The sequence below is a fragment of the Neorhizobium sp. T6_25 genome (assembly GCF_002968555.1).
Classification (GTDB): domain Bacteria; phylum Pseudomonadota; class Alphaproteobacteria; order Rhizobiales; family Rhizobiaceae; genus Neorhizobium.
Genome location: NZ_PVBL01000023.1, coordinates 85,735 through 100,898, shown reverse-complemented (window position 1 = coordinate 100,898; position 15,164 = coordinate 85,735). Strand labels below are relative to the sequence as shown.

At 58.5% G+C, this 15,164-nt stretch carries 13 protein-coding genes and 3 pseudogenes; 12 read left to right on the top strand and 4 right to left on the bottom strand.

What is annotated here, in order from left to right; all coding sequences use genetic code 11:
• Positions 1 to 53: 53 nt before the first annotated feature.
• On the bottom strand, positions 54 to 1,268 hold the full coding sequence (locus C5L10_RS25045) for an MFS transporter (RefSeq protein WP_105431866.1): 1,215 nt from the start codon (positions 1,266 to 1,268) through the stop codon (positions 54 to 56).
• 103 nt (positions 1,269 to 1,371) lie between these two features.
• Between C5L10_RS25045 and C5L10_RS25040 the strand changes: the two genes are divergently transcribed.
• From C5L10_RS25040 to C5L10_RS25030, 3 genes and pseudogenes are all read left to right on the top strand, one after another.
• The gene (locus tag C5L10_RS25040; RefSeq protein WP_105431865.1) at positions 1,372 to 1,839 is read left to right on the top strand and encodes a helix-turn-helix domain-containing protein; all 468 of its coding nucleotides are present in this window, start codon (positions 1,372 to 1,374) and stop codon (positions 1,837 to 1,839) included.
• A 214-nt stretch (positions 1,840 to 2,053) separates the two neighbouring features.
• The gene (locus tag C5L10_RS25035) at positions 2,054 to 2,353 is read left to right on the top strand and encodes a hypothetical protein (protein ID WP_105431864.1); all 300 of its coding nucleotides are present in this window, start codon (positions 2,054 to 2,056) and stop codon (positions 2,351 to 2,353) included.
• Between the two features lie 24 nt (positions 2,354 to 2,377).
• Positions 2,378 to 2,672, top strand: a pseudogene (locus C5L10_RS25030) (type II toxin-antitoxin system RelE/ParE family toxin).
• 143 nt (positions 2,673 to 2,815) lie between these two features.
• Here the strand turns inward: C5L10_RS25030 and C5L10_RS25025 are convergent.
• The gene (locus C5L10_RS25025; protein ID WP_245448179.1) at positions 2,816 to 3,400 is read right to left on the bottom strand and encodes an ABATE domain-containing protein; all 585 of its coding nucleotides are present in this window, start codon (positions 3,398 to 3,400) and stop codon (positions 2,816 to 2,818) included.
• Between the two features lie 103 nt (positions 3,401 to 3,503).
• On the opposite strand from C5L10_RS25025, the gene C5L10_RS25020 reads away from it, so the two are divergent.
• Both C5L10_RS25020 and C5L10_RS34475 read left to right on the top strand, forming a co-directional pair.
• On the top strand, positions 3,504 to 4,451 hold the full coding sequence (locus tag C5L10_RS25020) for a DMT family transporter (protein ID WP_105431862.1): 948 nt from the start codon (positions 3,504 to 3,506) through the stop codon (positions 4,449 to 4,451).
• Between the two features lie 501 nt (positions 4,452 to 4,952).
• Positions 4,953 to 5,206, top strand: a pseudogene (locus C5L10_RS34475) (hypothetical protein).
• 32 nt (positions 5,207 to 5,238) lie between these two features.
• Here the strand turns inward: C5L10_RS34475 and C5L10_RS25010 are convergent.
• Positions 5,239 to 6,753, bottom strand: coding sequence for an FAD-dependent oxidoreductase (locus C5L10_RS25010; protein WP_105431861.1), 1,515 nt, complete (start codon positions 6,751 to 6,753; stop codon positions 5,239 to 5,241).
• Positions 6,754 to 6,840: 87 nt separating this feature from the next.
• Between C5L10_RS25010 and C5L10_RS25005 the strand changes: the two genes are divergently transcribed.
• The 5 genes from C5L10_RS25005 (at position 6,841) to C5L10_RS24985 (ending at position 12,918) form a co-directional block, all read left to right on the top strand.
• Complete coding sequence (locus tag C5L10_RS25005) at positions 6,841 to 7,287, top strand: MarR family winged helix-turn-helix transcriptional regulator (RefSeq protein ID WP_371411986.1); 447 nt, start codon at positions 6,841 to 6,843, stop codon at positions 7,285 to 7,287.
• A gap of 580 nt (positions 7,288 to 7,867) precedes the next feature.
• On the top strand, positions 7,868 to 9,130 hold the full coding sequence (locus tag C5L10_RS25000; protein WP_105431860.1) for an MFS transporter: 1,263 nt from the start codon (positions 7,868 to 7,870) through the stop codon (positions 9,128 to 9,130).
• 63 nt (positions 9,131 to 9,193) lie between these two features.
• A complete protein-coding gene (locus C5L10_RS24995; protein ID WP_371411983.1) occupies positions 9,194 to 10,498 on the top strand; it encodes a patatin-like phospholipase family protein in 1,305 nt (434 codons plus the stop codon).
• A gap of 132 nt (positions 10,499 to 10,630) precedes the next feature.
• Positions 10,631 to 11,953, top strand: coding sequence for an MFS transporter (locus C5L10_RS24990; protein ID WP_105431859.1), 1,323 nt, complete (start codon positions 10,631 to 10,633; stop codon positions 11,951 to 11,953).
• 224 nt (positions 11,954 to 12,177) lie between these two features.
• Positions 12,178 to 12,918 (top strand): DUF3313 domain-containing protein, encoded by a 741-nt coding sequence (locus tag C5L10_RS24985; protein WP_245448167.1) that lies wholly within the window; start codon positions 12,178 to 12,180, stop codon positions 12,916 to 12,918.
• A 187-nt stretch (positions 12,919 to 13,105) separates the two neighbouring features.
• On the opposite strand, the gene C5L10_RS24980 is transcribed toward C5L10_RS24985, so the two are convergent.
• Entirely contained in the window at positions 13,106 to 13,555 is a 450-nt protein-coding gene (locus C5L10_RS24980) for a helix-turn-helix domain-containing protein (protein WP_245448165.1), read from the bottom strand.
• Between the two features lie 101 nt (positions 13,556 to 13,656).
• Between C5L10_RS24980 and C5L10_RS24975 the strand changes: the two genes are divergently transcribed.
• Both C5L10_RS24975 and C5L10_RS34470 read left to right on the top strand, forming a co-directional pair.
• Entirely contained in the window at positions 13,657 to 14,568 is a 912-nt protein-coding gene (locus tag C5L10_RS24975; protein WP_105431857.1) for an NmrA/HSCARG family protein, read from the top strand.
• 48 nt (positions 14,569 to 14,616) lie between these two features.
• Positions 14,617 to 15,090 (top strand): annotated as a pseudogene (locus tag C5L10_RS34470) (winged helix-turn-helix domain-containing protein); the annotation flags it as partial.
• Between the last annotated feature and the right edge of the window lie 74 nt (positions 15,091 to 15,164).

Below are 15,164 nucleotides of genomic sequence, written 5' to 3'. Positions count from 1 at the left end.
CAGCCAAACGGTCCTCGTCAGCGACTTCCTCAAGAGGCAGGAGCGAGAACAGGTTATCGATCGGCAGCTGCCGGCAGCCGCGTGGCAACCCACAAGGCGAGTGCACAGAAGCTGAAGGCTCCTCCCATCAAGCAGACTCCCGGCCAGCCGAACAAGCCGTAGGCGGACGTTCCCGCGATCGCCCCGATGGCGCTTCCGACGGAGTAGAACATCATATAGCCGCCGATCAACTGACCGCTGCGTTGTGGATGCAGGGCCACGACGACGCTCAGATTGGCGACGTGGACGGCCTGGACTCCCAAGTCGAGCAACAGCACGCCTGCCAGCATCAGCGGAATGGAAGACGGAAGGAGAGCGATCAGCCCCCAGGATGCCAGCAGGAGCACCAGAGAGACCCCCATCGTCCAATTGCCATGGCCGCGATCAGCACGTCTTCCGGCATAGGTCGCGGCAATCGCTCCGGCCAGTCCGACAAGACCGAATAAACCGATCCTGGTATGCGAATAGGAAAACGGAGAAGCACTGAGCGGCAGGACCAGCGCTGTCCAGAACGTGCTGAAGGACGCGAAGATGAGGAGCGCGAGGACCCCTCTAAGAAGCAGGACCGGTTCGCGCAGGAACGTGCGCGGAATAGAGATCAGCGCGTTGACATAGGTTCCGGAACGTGGTCCTGCGGAACGCCTGGGCAGCACCGAATTCAGGACTCCGACCATGACGACCATGGATAGGGCAGATGCCATATACACCGCCCGCCACCCGCCGAAATCAGCAACCACACCGGCTACCAAACGCGCAGCAAGGATGCCTGTGACGACGCCGCTGGTGACCATGCCGACGATCCTCCCCCGCTGGGCCGCCGTAGCCAAGGCCGCCGCATGGGCAACAAGTATCTGCACCAGGACCGCCAGCAGCCCCAAAACGGCCATGCCGAGGAGAAGGATTATTTTCGTCCCAGCAGTCGCCACGACCACGAGAGCGATAGCCGCCAGCAGTCCTTGGACCTTGATGAGACTTCGCCGATCCACAAGGTCGCTGATCGGCACGATGAAGATCAAGCCCAACCCGTAGCCGACCTGGGTCAGCGTCACGATGAGACCGATGGCGGCTGGCGAAATTGCAAGGTCCTTCGCCATGAGGTCAAGCAATGGCTGGGCATAATACACGTTGGCCACGCTGAGGCCCGCCGCCACCGCCATGATGAGCGAATGCATTCCTGACAAGCCGTCTCTTTGCGCCTCTTGAGTAAATCGGGTTGACCTAGCATCCATTTGGAAGTTCCTCGCAATCTCGTTCTCGTCCCTGTTGAGACCACTTGGCCTAGTTTGATTCTAGTTCTAAGTTAGAACCAGTTCGCGCAATGGGAGACTGTCGATGGTGAAACGTGTCAGCCAATGGAATGCTGGATGCCCCGTAGCCCGTTCCCTCGATGTAATCGGCGACTGGTGGTCCCTGCTGATCATCCGTGACGCCTTCGACGGCTCGCGCCGGTTCGGCGAGTTTCAGTCAGGACTGGGCATAGGCAAAGGGGTGCTGGCGACGCGATTGCGCGACCTCGTGGAACGAGGGATCTTCGAAACCGCGCCAGCCTCAGATGGAACCGCCTATCGGGAATACGTCCTTACGGCGAAAGGGCGCGGCTTGTTCCCGGTGATCGTATCGCTCCGTCAATGGGGTGAGGACCACCTGTTCGGTCCCGGCGAAAAGCGGTCTTTACTTGTGGACAGGGAGAAAGGCGCACCGATCGCACAGCTTGACGTTCGATCGCGGGATGGTCGCACGCTTGCTTGGTTCGACACTCAGGTGCTGGCGGAAGGCAGTTGTTTGCGGGCAAGCCGATGATCGCCTACAGCGCTATCCTGCCATGACGACTTTCGGCCAAAACGGACATCCAGGTTCGCGTTGGGGAACGGCTGCGTTGGGCCTCCTTGTCAGCCATAGACGCAGATGATGCATCTCCCTCGCACGAAAGTCCGCTCTCGGAAGGCTGTGGTTTAATGTGGGCCTAGTCCGGTCGGGAGATCGACCTTCTTTCGACAACGCTGATCAGGATGAAATGCGGCGGAAAGCAACGGTCCCACTGGCCGCAAGCCGGAGCGAATGGAAGGCGGCGGACGAGCGGGTCGGATATACCAGGGCGAAAAAAGCCGAGGAGGAAATCGCGGATGTCGAGGAGGCGATGGCAAAGGAATTGTGGAGCGCGGCGCCTCGATCTGTCGCCGGCGTCGCGGTGAAGCTGCATTCCCTCTTGGAAATGGAGGGTCCGGGCTCTTCCCTCCAGGAAGCGCCGTGGCCGGAGCTTCGGACGATCCTGGCCGATCTTGTGCGGATTTGCGCAGGTCCGAATCCGATCTGAGTATTGCCGTCTCCCGGCCACTATATGCACATGGAGTGGCCGTCCGTCTTCCCGCTCTCTGTTCGCGACGGTATATTTACGCACATTGAGGCCGATAATCCTGTCGCCGCGATCACGGTCGATGAACGGATCGTGGCTGCGGTCCGTCGACTTCAGGACTTCCCTGAGATCGGTCGTCCCGGCCGCATTGGGGGGACACGCGAACTGGTCGTTTCCGGTACGCCTTGTGTCGCCGCCTATACAGTGACAGATGACAGTCCGCGTACTGCGTGTCCTTCATGGGGCGCAGCAATGGCCGGATGCTCTTCCGGAAGATTGACTCCTCAGGCCAGCAATTTAGTCGTTCATCTTGGGAACACTTGGGAAATCGCATTGGTAAATGCAAGAACGTTGATTTAACCCTGGGTTAGGTAATAGACGAACTATCGACGGTTCGATTCTCAAGAGCTTCAATTTCGGGTCTTATCGTTGCTTTTTTCGAAATCGCTTTACGCGTGCGTGCGTGCCGCAGGTGGCCTCTGAGCACCAAAGCCGCCGCCCGCTTTTCGATGTATCAAGAAACAACCAGCCGCAATTGTCTCCTTTGCATTCCCGAACGAGGCGGCGGTGATTGCGGCCGGTGATCAAATCTGCCGCTGCCGCGGCGAACAGGCCAGCGAGATCGTTTAGGTCGGTGAGCGGCAGCCGCCAGCGGAAACCATCCGCTGTTTCTGTCAGGACCTGCCGAGCGCGAGCCCGTTTGGCGATGTGGTGAGCGATTTCGAACGCCTCAACCGGATACGGCTGGTCAGCGTCTTCCGACGCAAAGATAGCGTAGATCGCCTCGCGTAGACGCACCACGTCCTCCAAAGCGGCCGCGGCTCTCTCGGGATTGCTCTTGGCAAGCACGCCGAGTTCGCCAGCTTGTACCTCATCGAGGAGGCCCGTTCGTTGCGCGAGGACCACGACGTCATCATACGATCTCAGGAGATCAGGCCTCCATCCTTCCCCTCGACTTTCGACCGTATTCACGAGATCCAGGGCCGGATGTCCGCCGCTTAGCGGCATATCGGATGTCGACGTTGCCATGTCACCTTAGGAACAAGTTGTGTATCGTGCAGTTTGTAACGGTAATAGCATACATAGACCGTTACAAGATAGGATAGGCCTCATGTCTTCGGTACGCAACCTGACCAAATTCCTTGTTCTATGCCTCGTCTGGGGATTGACGTGGATCGCCGTAAAGGTCGGCGTCAACACTATGCCGCCGATGCTGTTTGCCGCCACTCGATTCATTGCAGCCGGCTCTGTTCTGCTTGGTTGGGGTGCAGCCAGAGGCACAATCGTCCTTCCTCAGGGTGGTAATATGCTGCGGCTTTTGGTTGCCAGCTTGTTGATGATCACCCTTTGCTACGGACCTCTGTTCTGGGGGATGAAGTTTATCCCATCCGGCACGGCCGCCGTCCTGGAGATGTCCTTGACGCCCCTGGCGTTGCTGGCATTTGGAATCGCAATGGGTGAGGAAAGGTGGAGCCTGGTTCGGTTCTGCGCAATGGGGCTCGGCGTCTTTGGCCTGGCTGTTCTCTTCGCTCCGGAGATCATGGCATCGAATACCAGTTCCTCGACCATGCTTGGCCTGGTTGCCGTGGCCTGGGCAGCGATCTCCTCGGCGGCGGGATCAGTTCTGGCGCGGCCGCTGGTATCGGAATTTGGCAGCAGCTTTTTATCTGGTTCAACCACGTTGATCGGCGGCATTGCCCTTTTTGCAGCTTCGCTGTTGATTGAGCCGCATGCAACAGGGTCTTTGTCGTCCATGTGGAGTTGGCAGGTTATTACCGGATGGCTGTTTCTTGTCATCTTCGGCTCCCTGATCGGATACAGTATCTACATGCAGCTGCTGCGCGACATCGGTCCCGCAAGAGCCGGCAGTTTCGCCTTTGTCTCTCCTGCGATAGCGGTCAGCGTTGGTGCATTGTTGGCGGGCGAGACAATAACCGTTCTAGGTGTCGCGGGAATGGTCTTGATGCTTCTGGCGGCAGGAGGCTGTCTGTTCGCCGACCAGCTCACCAACCTCCTGTCAGCGCCACAGAAAGCAAAAGCGTGCAGCGCGCGTCCCTGAAGGAACCACCGAACGCACTCGTAGCCGCTATTTCGGACGTCGGCGCCACGAAAGCTGTAGCACTTCGCAAAGAAGAGAAGCGATCAGATTAAGGACGAGGAACATCCTGAACCGGAGTCAGCCAATGGCTCGCGCGAAGCCGGGAACGGGATCACCTATGCCCTTTGCTCACACGAAAGAGCCCGCGCGTACCCCCTGCGCGGGCTCTTCCTAAGCCTGAGACTCTTCTATGCTCGGCTTAGGGATCCGACGATGGTAACCGGTCTGATGAGGGCCACCAACCCAACAAAAGGAACTAGAGCATATGATCTCTTGACCGCCGGTTTGAGCCTTCAACGCTTCCCCACCAATCTTCCGGACGTGTCTGTGTCCTGAAGTCCTGATGCGCGAAGCTGCTGCTTTGTTGATGCAGAGTTCATTCTCCTCCTGCAGGTCGGCGTCGCGTGGGCAGCGGAATGCTGGTGAGACGTTAGTCCTGCCTTGCGGAAAAGCCCCGCCGCGATGCCGAAACGGGGCTACGGAGGCAGCGGAAAGCTTGGTAATCGATCATCGGGCGTGACCGTCAAGCGGCCGCAGGATGGCCAACGGATATGGCTTTATAGCGAGGAGCTTAGCGGAACCTATTTCGTCAGCTTCAACCTCTATCGATTGGCTGGGCCTGGGCCGACACTCAAGCCGTGCGAAATGTCCTCCGGGTAATCGAATTCGCTCTCGGTTTCGAGCCCAGCACAGCGAAAGCCGCGTCTCAACCATAGTGGCCGGAATCTACCATTGTCTTTCGATCAACTCAGTGGCGTAATCGGTCCGTTTCCGTCAGTCCCACCTCCGAAAAGAAGGTTTGGAGCATGGAGGTCTCATCCGGGCTTACGATCGCGGCTACATATCCGTCAGGTCGAACCAGCACCCATTCGCCGGGCAACAGTCCATAGGCATTGCGGAAATGACCAGCCATGTCCTGCAATTCGCACCCCGGCCCGACCCGATGGATGTGCAGGCCCTTTCGTCCACTGGTGATATCACGCTCAGCCTCGAAACCGACGAGCGTCCAGTGCGAGCCGGTGAACAAGTCGAAGAGGCGCCGGAAACATCCGGCCGCACCACGAAGCGGAGCATCGGGCGCGCGATCTCCGGCAAGCAAGGGGCTCATGCGTCCGGATCGATTGAGCGTGAGCGGGGATTCCGTATATCCGATGCCGAGCTGGCGCAGCTCACGACCGCGCCGCATCTCCCCGCGCTTTGCTGCATCGAGAAGGCCAGCTGCAAGCCCGAGCATCGCTTCCGCGACCGGGCGCCGCTCGCTTTCATAGCTGTCGAGCAGACGATCCGGAGCGCCGTCGAGCACCGCGGCCAGCTTCCACCCCAGGTTATAGGCATCCTGGACGCTGGTGTTGAGGCCCTGGCCGCCGGTCGGCGGATGGATGTGGGCAGCGTCACCGACGAGGAGTACGCGACCACTCCGGTAACGATCGGCAAGCCGGGCGTTCATGGAATAAGCGGAAGCCCAGCTCACCAATCGGACCTTAACGTCATTGCGCCCCGTCCTTTCGCGGATCATTCCCACGATCCCCTCTTGGGTGAGGTCCACTTCGCCTTCTAAGGGAATGACTGCCTGGATCTGGAAAAGGTCAGTTCCGGCGAGCGGGCAAACCGAGAGCATGCGCTCCATACTGCCGTTGTTGAACTGGTGCCAGACCTCGCGGTCGAGGCCGATCAAGTTGGCATCCGCCACCATTGCCCGCACGCCCAGCGTCTTGCCTGGAAAATCGACGCCGAGGGCATCCCGAACGAAGCTGCGGCCGCCGTCAGCTCCAATGAGGTAGCGGCACTGCACGAACTCTTCGCCGGCGGGGCCGATCAGACGCGCGGTGACACTCTGCTCATCCTGCTCAAAGTCGACAAGTTCGTATCCAAATTCAACCCGATGGCCGAACTCCGCGAGCCGCTCGCGCATTAACTCCTCCGTCAGGAACTGCGGGATCATCAGCGCGATGTGATAAGGCTCCGCCGGCGTTGGATCGTCACGTTCGGCGATGTCCCTTTCGGTATGGGTACCATCGCCCCAATACTCGCGCATCCGGGGATAGGTGCCGCCTGCGGCGACGACCCGGTCGATGATACCCAAATCCTCGAACACTTCCTGGGTCCGCGGCTGGATGCCCTTCCCGCGCGAGCCGGGAAAGGCTTGATCGATCTTCTCGATAAGGCGGAACGGCACGCCACGCCGTGCAAGGTCGATAGCTAGTGTGAGGCCGGCTGCGCCAGCACCACAGATCAGAACTGCGAGGGTGTTTTCGTCTTCCATTGTCGCCTCCAAGTGTGTATGATGCACATATCATCAGGAGGTGTTGGCGTGTCAACAAAAAAAGTGCAAAATACACATATTAAGAAAATGCTGCCTGAGCTGCACCGCTCGCTTGTCGACATCGGCAGCCTTATGAACCGTCCTGAACGTGACGCGCAGTTGCTGGAAATGGCCGGATTGACACTCGAACGAGCGCTTTTTCCTCTTCTCGTCACGATCGAGCGGCGGGGGCCGATCGGCGTTGTAGAATTGGCAGAGGGTGTCGGACGCGACTACACGACCGTCAGCCGTCAGGTTGCGCGTCTTGAGGCGCTTGAACTCGTCGAGCGCCGCTCGAGCTCGGTCGACAAGCGGGTGCGTGAGGCGGTCATCACGCCGAGGGGAAAGGAAGCGACCGATGCCCTCGATGTGGCGCGTGAAACGATGGCGTTTTCCCTGTTCCGGGATTGGCCCCGCCAAGACTTCGACGAGTTGATCCGGCTCATGCGGATGTTCGCCGACGGCATGAGCGGTCAGCCTGGCACCGAAAGATAGGTGGCTGAAGTGGAACTGTTGGAGGACTATTGCCGTCAAGCGCAGGTCGCCAGCGAATGAACCAGACGTGACGTCGGCGGAACGTAAAACGGTGAAGACCGATCGGATGCCGCCCTCATTCCAGGCATGATTACCGTCGGCGAGCCCGACTGTCCTGAACGCGATCCGGAGGTTCCCCGACGCGCCGCTCTCAGTAGAGCATCCAGCGCGGTGGCTGGCCGACAAGCTGTAGTGTCTGCCTGACCGGCGGCTCTTGACCACTTCGCTCATCTGGGCGGCGTTGACGGCGCCCGCATCTCGTTCGGTTTGATGATCGGATCCGGGAAATCAATGTAAACCGGCGACGCCGGAATTCGTGGGATAGGTAAGGCCTCCAAGCGGCCCTTACCAGAACCGTGTAGAATGCACGCATGTAGCCAGAAAAGTGTCGACATAAATGTGTATGTTACACTTTTATGTTGACGGGCCTCGCATATCTGGATTATGTGCATAATACACATTCAACAGGTGACGGCAAATCCCTGCGCAGCGAATTTGGGCATCCGCGACGCATGTGCGGTCAACAGCAGGGAGTCGCGAGATGAACCCCGACGCATCTATAGCAGGTAACGATAAGGCAGCGCCGAGGCTTGACTGGCGCGTGATGCTGCCGGTCTTTCTCAGCGTCAGCCTCTATGCGGCAAGTGCGGCCGCAGTCTTACCAATTTTGCCATTTTACTTCAAGGAGATGGGCGGAACGCCGCTCATTTTCGGTATCGTGATCGCCACTGAAGCGCTCACTCAGTTTGTCGCAGGACCACTTGTCGGTCAGCTTTCCGACCGCTTGGGACGCAAGAAAATCCTGCTGGCAACGCAGGCGGCTGCTTTTGCCAGCTTCCTCTTGCTCGCTCTGGCAAAGGCGGTGTTTCCGGTTCTGTTGGCGCGCATGCTGTTCGGACTTACTGGGGCGACCTTCACTGCCGCCGCCGCCTATGCCGCAGACCACAGTTCCCCAGACAACCGCCGGCAGGCCATAGGCGTCTTGAATGCCGCTGTCGGACTTGGAGGTGTTGTCGGAGCGGGCCTAACAGGTTATCTGTCGGGCATCTCGCTGGCTGTACCGATTTACGCCGCAATGGCTCTCTCCGCGGCCAGCCTCGTCGTGACGACTGTGTGGATCAAGGGCAGCTACGCAGCACCCCTCGGCTTCGATAAGTCCGACCAAAGCGAGGTTTCCCTCGATAAGGTCTCAATCAGGTCAATCGTAAGCTCTCCCTTGATCCGAGTGCTTGTGATCGTGCTGCTCTGCTACTTCTTTGCCTATGGTCTGTATGGCTCTCAGATCGCCAACTATCTTCAAGCGACCTTTATCAGTGAAGGCAATTCGTTCGGACCGCGCGAACTTGGATACATCATGGCTGCCGATGGTGCGATCAACATCATTGTCCAGTTGTTCCTGCTGCAATGGCTCGGGCGATACTTCACTGAACGCCTGCTGATCGTTCTCATATGTGCGATCGCGGCCGTCGGCTACATCACCGTCGGCTTTGCGATGACGCTTCCGGTTCTTGTCTTTGCCATCCTTTGCGTCAGTGTCGGTGATGCCCTGGCGCGCCCCACCTTCATTTCGGCGCTCTCCGTCCATGCTCCCCGCGAACGTCAAGGGATCGTGCTGGGAACTGCACAATCGCTCCTTGCTGCCACGGAGGCAGTCTCTCCCGTAATTGCCGGCTTTCTCATTGGCCAGGCTCTCTATGGTATTTGGACCGGCGCGATCATCGCGTTCGTTGCGACTGCCGCAGCAATCGCCTGGACAAGACTGCCGCTCACCGACCCGGAGGCAGAGCTGCGGGCGAACCAGTAGACATACGATGGCCGTGACCATGGCAGCGTTCCTCATCAAACTCGGCTCGAGAGAACCCACTCAATGACAGGCCAGAACATCTTGGAAAACAGAATCAGTATTCGGTCGCTGGGAGACATGGTGACGACTTCCGCCGCCGCGCATGATGTGCTCTTTCACACCTATTCAAGGGCGCTGGCGATTTGCTTCGTGATCAGGCAATCGATGCGAACATTGATACTCCTTTTGTCCACCACGTTGGTTCTTTCCGCCTGCACACAGACGCCAGAGCGCGCTTTCGACGCCCGTGAGGCCGACAATGCCTTGATCGCGGGGTATGGTGAAATCCGCGCCTACCGCTATTCCCCACGCAATGAAGCCCTTGCAAGGCATCGCGACTGGATGGTTAAGACCCGTTCCGACAGCAAAAATATACTGATGCTCTCCGGTGGTGGCGGCAGCGGCGCTTTCGGTGTCGGTGTACTCGCTGGCTGGACTGCCACGAACACGCGCCCGCGTTTTGATCTCGTAACCGGCGTCAGCACAGGCGCCTTGATTGCGCCATACGCCTTCCTGGGTCCTGCTTATGACAAGACCCTGGTGCATCTGTTTACCAGCGGTGTCGCGGAGGAGCTTGTCGCGATCAACGGTCCCTTCGGGGTACTTGGTTCAAGTCTGCTCAACCCCGGGCCGCTCAAAAGACATGTCGAACGCTCCATCACGCCCGATGTCCTCAACCAAATTGCCGCCGAACACCGCAACGGTCGACGGCTGCTTGTTCTCACGACAAACCTCGATGCCCAACGTGGCGTGATCTGGAACATGGGCGCCATTGCTGCGAGCGGAAATCCGGATGCCCTGAAGCTGTTCCGGGATGTTATCGTCGCTTCGGCGAGTGTCCCGGGCGTCTTCCCTCCAGTCATGATCCAGGCGACGTCAAACGCAAGGCAGTTTCAGGAGTTCCACTCCGACGGAAGATCAACTTCTCAGATCCTGACGCCACCTCTTCTCGTTGAAAACGCGCTTTTCTCCGAGAGGCCCGTTCAGCAAAAGGTCAATCTGTACGTGATCGTCAACAACGCGCTCATCCCCGAGTTCGATGTCACGCCGAACAGGACGGTGTCCTCCCTGGGCCGAGCATACTCGACCTTCCTGAAGTCTCAGGCGCAGAGCGAACTGACCGCGCTTTACAATCATGCCCGCCGCACGGGAGCCAATTTCCATGTAGCATCGATCGAGGTTCAGCTTCCCTATTCAATGCTTCATCCGCTCGACAGGACTTACATGGACGCCGTGTACAGACTTGGCTACGAGCAGACGACGTCCGGGGCATTGTGGAAGGACACACCAGTCTTTCCGTTGAAACTATTGCAGCCCGTTGCGCAGTGATTTCTTTAAGGGCGCCGTCAGTCCATCGAATAGCGCGATAAATTAAAAGAATGTGCATTTTACACCTTTTTCAGTTGACATGAGGTGACCTTTCTAGATTACGTGTATAATGCACACTAAGAAAGGCCTGAAATGTCTGATGAAGTTGGTAAGTTGCGATCGGAAGAAGCGAATGGAAACGCCCTCCTACCGATTTTCGCGATCGTCGTCGTCGACACCGCCGGCGCAGGTCTCATCCTGCCTCTTCTACCATTTTACGCACGCGATTTCGGTGCCGCGCCGCTGACGATCGGCTTTCTATTCGCGAGCTTTGCCATCTGCGAATTTTTCGCTGGGCCGATCCTGGGGAATGCCTCCGACAGGTTGGGGCGCAAGCGGTTGCTTTTGATCAATCAGATGGGAACCTGCGTAAGTTTGCTTCTGCTCGCCGTGGCGCCCAACCTCGTCGTTGTTTTCGTGGCCCGCATCCTCGGTGGCCTGTCCGCAGCTAACGTTGCGATAGCGATCGCTTACGTCGCAGATAGGAGCGAAGCCAAGACCCGAAGGCAAGCGATCGGGTTCGCGAGCGCGGCAATGGGTTTGGGCACCATGCTCGGTCCAGCCCTTGGTGGTGCACTCGCGCCAAAAGGTCTGGCCGTGCCATTCCTGGTTGCTGCGGTGTTCTCCCTAACCAGCATCATAGCGACCTCGACGCTCCTTCCTAAGGATGATCGGGCGGGGCTCCCCCTTCGGTCCTGCAGCCGTGTCTTCAGGAAGAGGCAACGGCCGAGCGATCAATCGAATAGTGACGAACGAGCCGTGGACGACAGCGCAACCGCATCTCTATCATTGAGGAGATTTGTTCGTGAGATGGCCGATCTCATCGCCCTACCGAACGTCAAGGCGATTCTAACGGCTCTTGCCATATTGTATCTGGCGTTCAGTCTGTTCGCTTCACAACTCGCGCTCGTGGTTCATGCGCGATACCAGTGGGGTGGTGAGCCATTTGGTCCCACCGAGGTAGGGCTCCTGTTCACTGCGGCTGGCGCAACAAACATCTTGATTCAGGTTGTGGTAATGCGCGCCATCAGGACGACGTTCCAAGAGCGGACGCTCGCCGCAGCCTCGTTCGCGTTGCTCGCAGCCGGTTTCGCGCTCATCGGTTTCGGAGATACGATCCCCGGTCTGGCGGTTGGCGTCCTTACGGTTGCCTCGGGCTTGGCTTTGGCAAGGCCGACACTCGTTGCCGCATTGACCCTCATCGTGCCCGCCGGCTCCCAAGGTGTCGCAATGGGTATGGCCCAATCGCTTGCTTCTCTCATCAACATCATCGGGCCGATCGCCGGCGGGCTTTTGATCCAGCAGGAAAACTTTGTCGGATGGGCCGCAATTCTAAGCGCGCTCGCGTTGACGGGTTTCGCTGCAGTCGGGCTGCTCTCCATTTTCCCAAAAATATCCGATCCAAAAGAAAGATGAGGCGCGCGACCAGCTCAAAGCGGTCGTGCTGATCTGTGCGCTTGGCACGACGAGCCGCATCGGCTTTCCCTCACCCCCCACAGGAGAACGAAATGTCATATTCCCGCCTTGGCTTGGCAGCTATCCGTCCATGTTATCGACCGACTGCATCGGCTCTCCTTTCGTGGTCGCTTTTCTCAACTCTTGGAGGATGCGCCGCTGTGCCACTTGAAAGGGCGAGCTCCTTGGAGTCTTACGACGGTTTGACATCAAATCGTGGACGATCCACCAAAGCAGATTTCAAGGTCTCTTTGAAAGAACTCGGCGCCATTAAAACAATCTACATCGAGCCAACATTGGTTTCAGGCGCAGCAGTGCATTCCATCAAGAAATCTTCCGATCGAGCGCTGGTGGCGAATGTGATCAGCCGTGCCCTCTGCGTCGGTGTCAGCGATCGTTTCGAGGTTGTAGGCAGGAAGGAGGATGCCGACCTTATTGTTCACGCAACCATTACCCAAATCGTGCCGACCAACGCCACAATGGCCGGTCTGTCTACAGCGACGTCGCTCGGAGCCAGTATTTTCTCACCTGTACCCGTTCCGAGGTTGCCCATGGGGCTTGGAGGCCTTTCCGTGGAGGCCGAAGCCAAGACGAGAGAAGGCAAGCAGGTGGGAGCGATGGTATGGGCTAAAGGAGCGAACTTCATGACCACCAGCGCGCGAGTTTCGCAGATCGGCGACGCCTATTCACTTGGAGCGAGCTTCGGAGGTGATTTTTCCAAGATGCTCGTCACCGGAAAGTCACCGTTCAAGGCGCTGCCCAAAATCCCGTCCGGGCAGAGGATTAAGTCAGGTCTTGGCGGGAAACCGAGGTTTCCCGCCTGTGAGAATTTCGGCCGGTCGCCTGGTCTGATAGGCCTCGCAGCCTCACAGGTCGGGATGCCGCCATCCTGGACTGATAAACAGCGTCTGGCAGGGGACCAATAGAAAGCATCGATGGCATCGCATGGCCCTCCCGCTTGAAATCATGTCTGAAGGTTGCGCGGCAGTTTCCGACGGAGCAGTCACGAGGCCGGGAGGCAGTTAAGGTGAAGCGCGACAGCGTTGCCCAAATGACCTCTACTGGCTTGAAAAAAATTCCGATCTCGCCATCGTTATCCTCGAGCTGACGTCTTTACTTCCAAGGCATGACAGCGCTCGTTCCGCTTCGCTCACTCTGGTCGAATTCTTGCCGCGACGCTTCTATGTCCTGCCAAGTATCCTTGATCCAGTTCGTGAACGCGGCCAAGGGCTGCAGCATGGATTTGCCGCGCGTCGTCAGTTCGTACTCTACCCGCGGTGGCACTTCGGGATAGTAGTGACGTGCCACCAGACCGTCGCGTTCGAGGCTACGGAGAGTGAGGGTAAGCATCCTTTGCGAGATGTCTGGAATGCCGCGTCGGATTGCGCCGAACCGCATGGGCGCATGAGGCGCCAGGGCGAGCATAGACACGACCAGGATAGTCCATTTGTCGCCGAGACGGGCCAGCACGCTTCCAGGCGCGCATGGCGTCAGGACCGGTCCATGCGGGGTTTCAATAACGGGGCGACCATTAATTTCACGCTGCACGATGAACTCCTTCAATGGTTATCATGATGTAACCGACGATCAGAAATGTGCCGTCTTGCGAGGACTTGCAATTGGTTCCACTTGGTAACCCTCAATAATTACGAAAGGTAACCAATATGGATGAGAGTGCAGAATTCCTCGTGTTCGGCGCGACCGGACAACAAGGAGGGGCTGTTGCGCGCGCACTGAAAGCGAAGGGGAGAAAGGTACGAGCTTTTGTCCGCGATCCGGAAAGCCGCAAGGCGAAGGCTTTGGCTGCCGAAGGCATCGCCTTGATAGTCGGCGATCTTTTCGATGCTGATTCGATCAACCGGGCGATGGCCGGCATCGCCGGCGTTTTCAGTGTCCAGACCAGTTCACCGGCAGGTGAAATCACGGACGAACAGGAAGTTTGGCAAGGCAAGGCGATAGCGGACAGCGCGCTTCGGCAGGGCGTTCGACATCTCGTCTATTCTTCCGGCGGGGCAGCGGGGAAAGGCCCGACGGGAATGGGACATTTCGATAGCAAATCTGAGATTGAAACCTATGTGCGAAGCCTTCCGATTATGAGTACGATCACCCGTCCGGCAAGCTTCATGGAGATGATGCTTCTGCCCGGCCTGGGACTGCCTCAGGGCGAGTTTACCTTCTTCATGCGGCCAGAGCGGTCCATGCAAATGATCGCCGTAGACGACTTGGGCCGAATTAACGCCGACATCCTGGTGGCCGCGGATCGGTTCGATGGCAAGACCATCGAGCTGGCCGGTGCGTCTGTGACCGGCAGGGACCTGGAGCGGGCATTTACGGCAGCTGCCGGCCGCGTGATCACCTACACGCGCTTTTCCGATGATTTGCTTGCCCAAAACCCTTTCCTCAACCGTCTGACCGAACTCTTAGAGACCGGTCTGCTCGTCGGGGCAGCCGATATCCCGGCGCTCGCGCGGGAATTTGGTCCTTTGATGTCAATCGAGGAGTGGTTGGGCGGTCACGGGAAGCCGCTGTTCGAAGCGGCCCTTACTGACGGTACAGCTGACGTGGCGCTCCGTTAGATGGACGGACGTCAGACTGCGGCTGCGGGCGCCTAAGTCCGTGCCACGCTGGCGGCGGTTCTGGATGGAATAAGCCGTTCCGACGCCGCCCGGATCGCACGGACTGGCAAAGCCTGCGCGACTGGGTCCACCGTTTCAACGCAGCCGGTCCAGAGGGGCTGAAGGACGTGTGGTATGCTGGCCCAGAGGCGCGCTTGTCTGCGGCTCAGAAGGTGGCGTTGGCTGGAATCGTGGAGACGGGGCCAGACCGCTCGTCGATGGCGTGGTCCGCTGGCGGCGCGTCGATCTGCAGCGCGTCATCAAGGGGCGATTCGGCGTTGATTATAACGAGCGCCATGTCGGGAAGCTTCTGAAGGACCTTGGCTTCTCCCACATGAGCGCCCGACCGCGCCACCCGCCAGAATGGCGAGATCATCGAGGCATATAAAAAACCTCTCCCGCACGCCGAGGGCGCATCTGGCCGATCTGCCAGACGGCACGCCGGTGGAGATTTGGTGGCGGGACGAGGCGCGTATCGGCCAGCCCATGTGGATCAATCATCGTGACCGCTGGTATAACCAGTTCGACGCTTATGCCCATTCCGAATTGACAATGTG

Excerpts from the sequence above, each read along its gene's own strand:
- C5L10_RS25045 (WP_105431866.1), bottom strand. The coding sequence starts at position 1,268 with ATGGATGCTAGGTCAACCCGATTTACTCAAGAGGCGCAAAGAGACGGC.
- C5L10_RS24995 (WP_371411983.1), top strand. The coding sequence starts at position 9,194 with ATGACAGGCCAGAACATCTTGGAAAACAGAATCAGTATTCGGTCGCTG.
- C5L10_RS25020 (WP_105431862.1), top strand. The coding sequence starts at position 3,504 with ATGTCTTCGGTACGCAACCTGACCAAATTCCTTGTTCTATGCCTCGTC.
- C5L10_RS25000 (WP_105431860.1), top strand. The coding sequence starts at position 7,868 with ATGAACCCCGACGCATCTATAGCAGGTAACGATAAGGCAGCGCCGAGG.
- C5L10_RS25010 (WP_105431861.1), bottom strand. The coding sequence starts at position 6,753 with ATGGAAGACGAAAACACCCTCGCAGTTCTGATCTGTGGTGCTGGCGCA.
- C5L10_RS24990 (WP_105431859.1), top strand. The coding sequence starts at position 10,631 with ATGTCTGATGAAGTTGGTAAGTTGCGATCGGAAGAAGCGAATGGAAAC.
- C5L10_RS25025 (WP_245448179.1), bottom strand. The coding sequence starts at position 3,400 with ATGCCGCTAAGCGGCGGACATCCGGCCCTGGATCTCGTGAATACGGTC.
- C5L10_RS25005 (WP_371411986.1), top strand. The coding sequence starts at position 6,841 with ATGCTGCCTGAGCTGCACCGCTCGCTTGTCGACATCGGCAGCCTTATG.
- C5L10_RS25040 (WP_105431865.1), top strand. The coding sequence starts at position 1,372 with ATGGTGAAACGTGTCAGCCAATGGAATGCTGGATGCCCCGTAGCCCGT.
- C5L10_RS25035 (WP_105431864.1), top strand. The coding sequence starts at position 2,054 with ATGCGGCGGAAAGCAACGGTCCCACTGGCCGCAAGCCGGAGCGAATGG.
- C5L10_RS24975 (WP_105431857.1), top strand. The coding sequence starts at position 13,657 with ATGGATGAGAGTGCAGAATTCCTCGTGTTCGGCGCGACCGGACAACAA.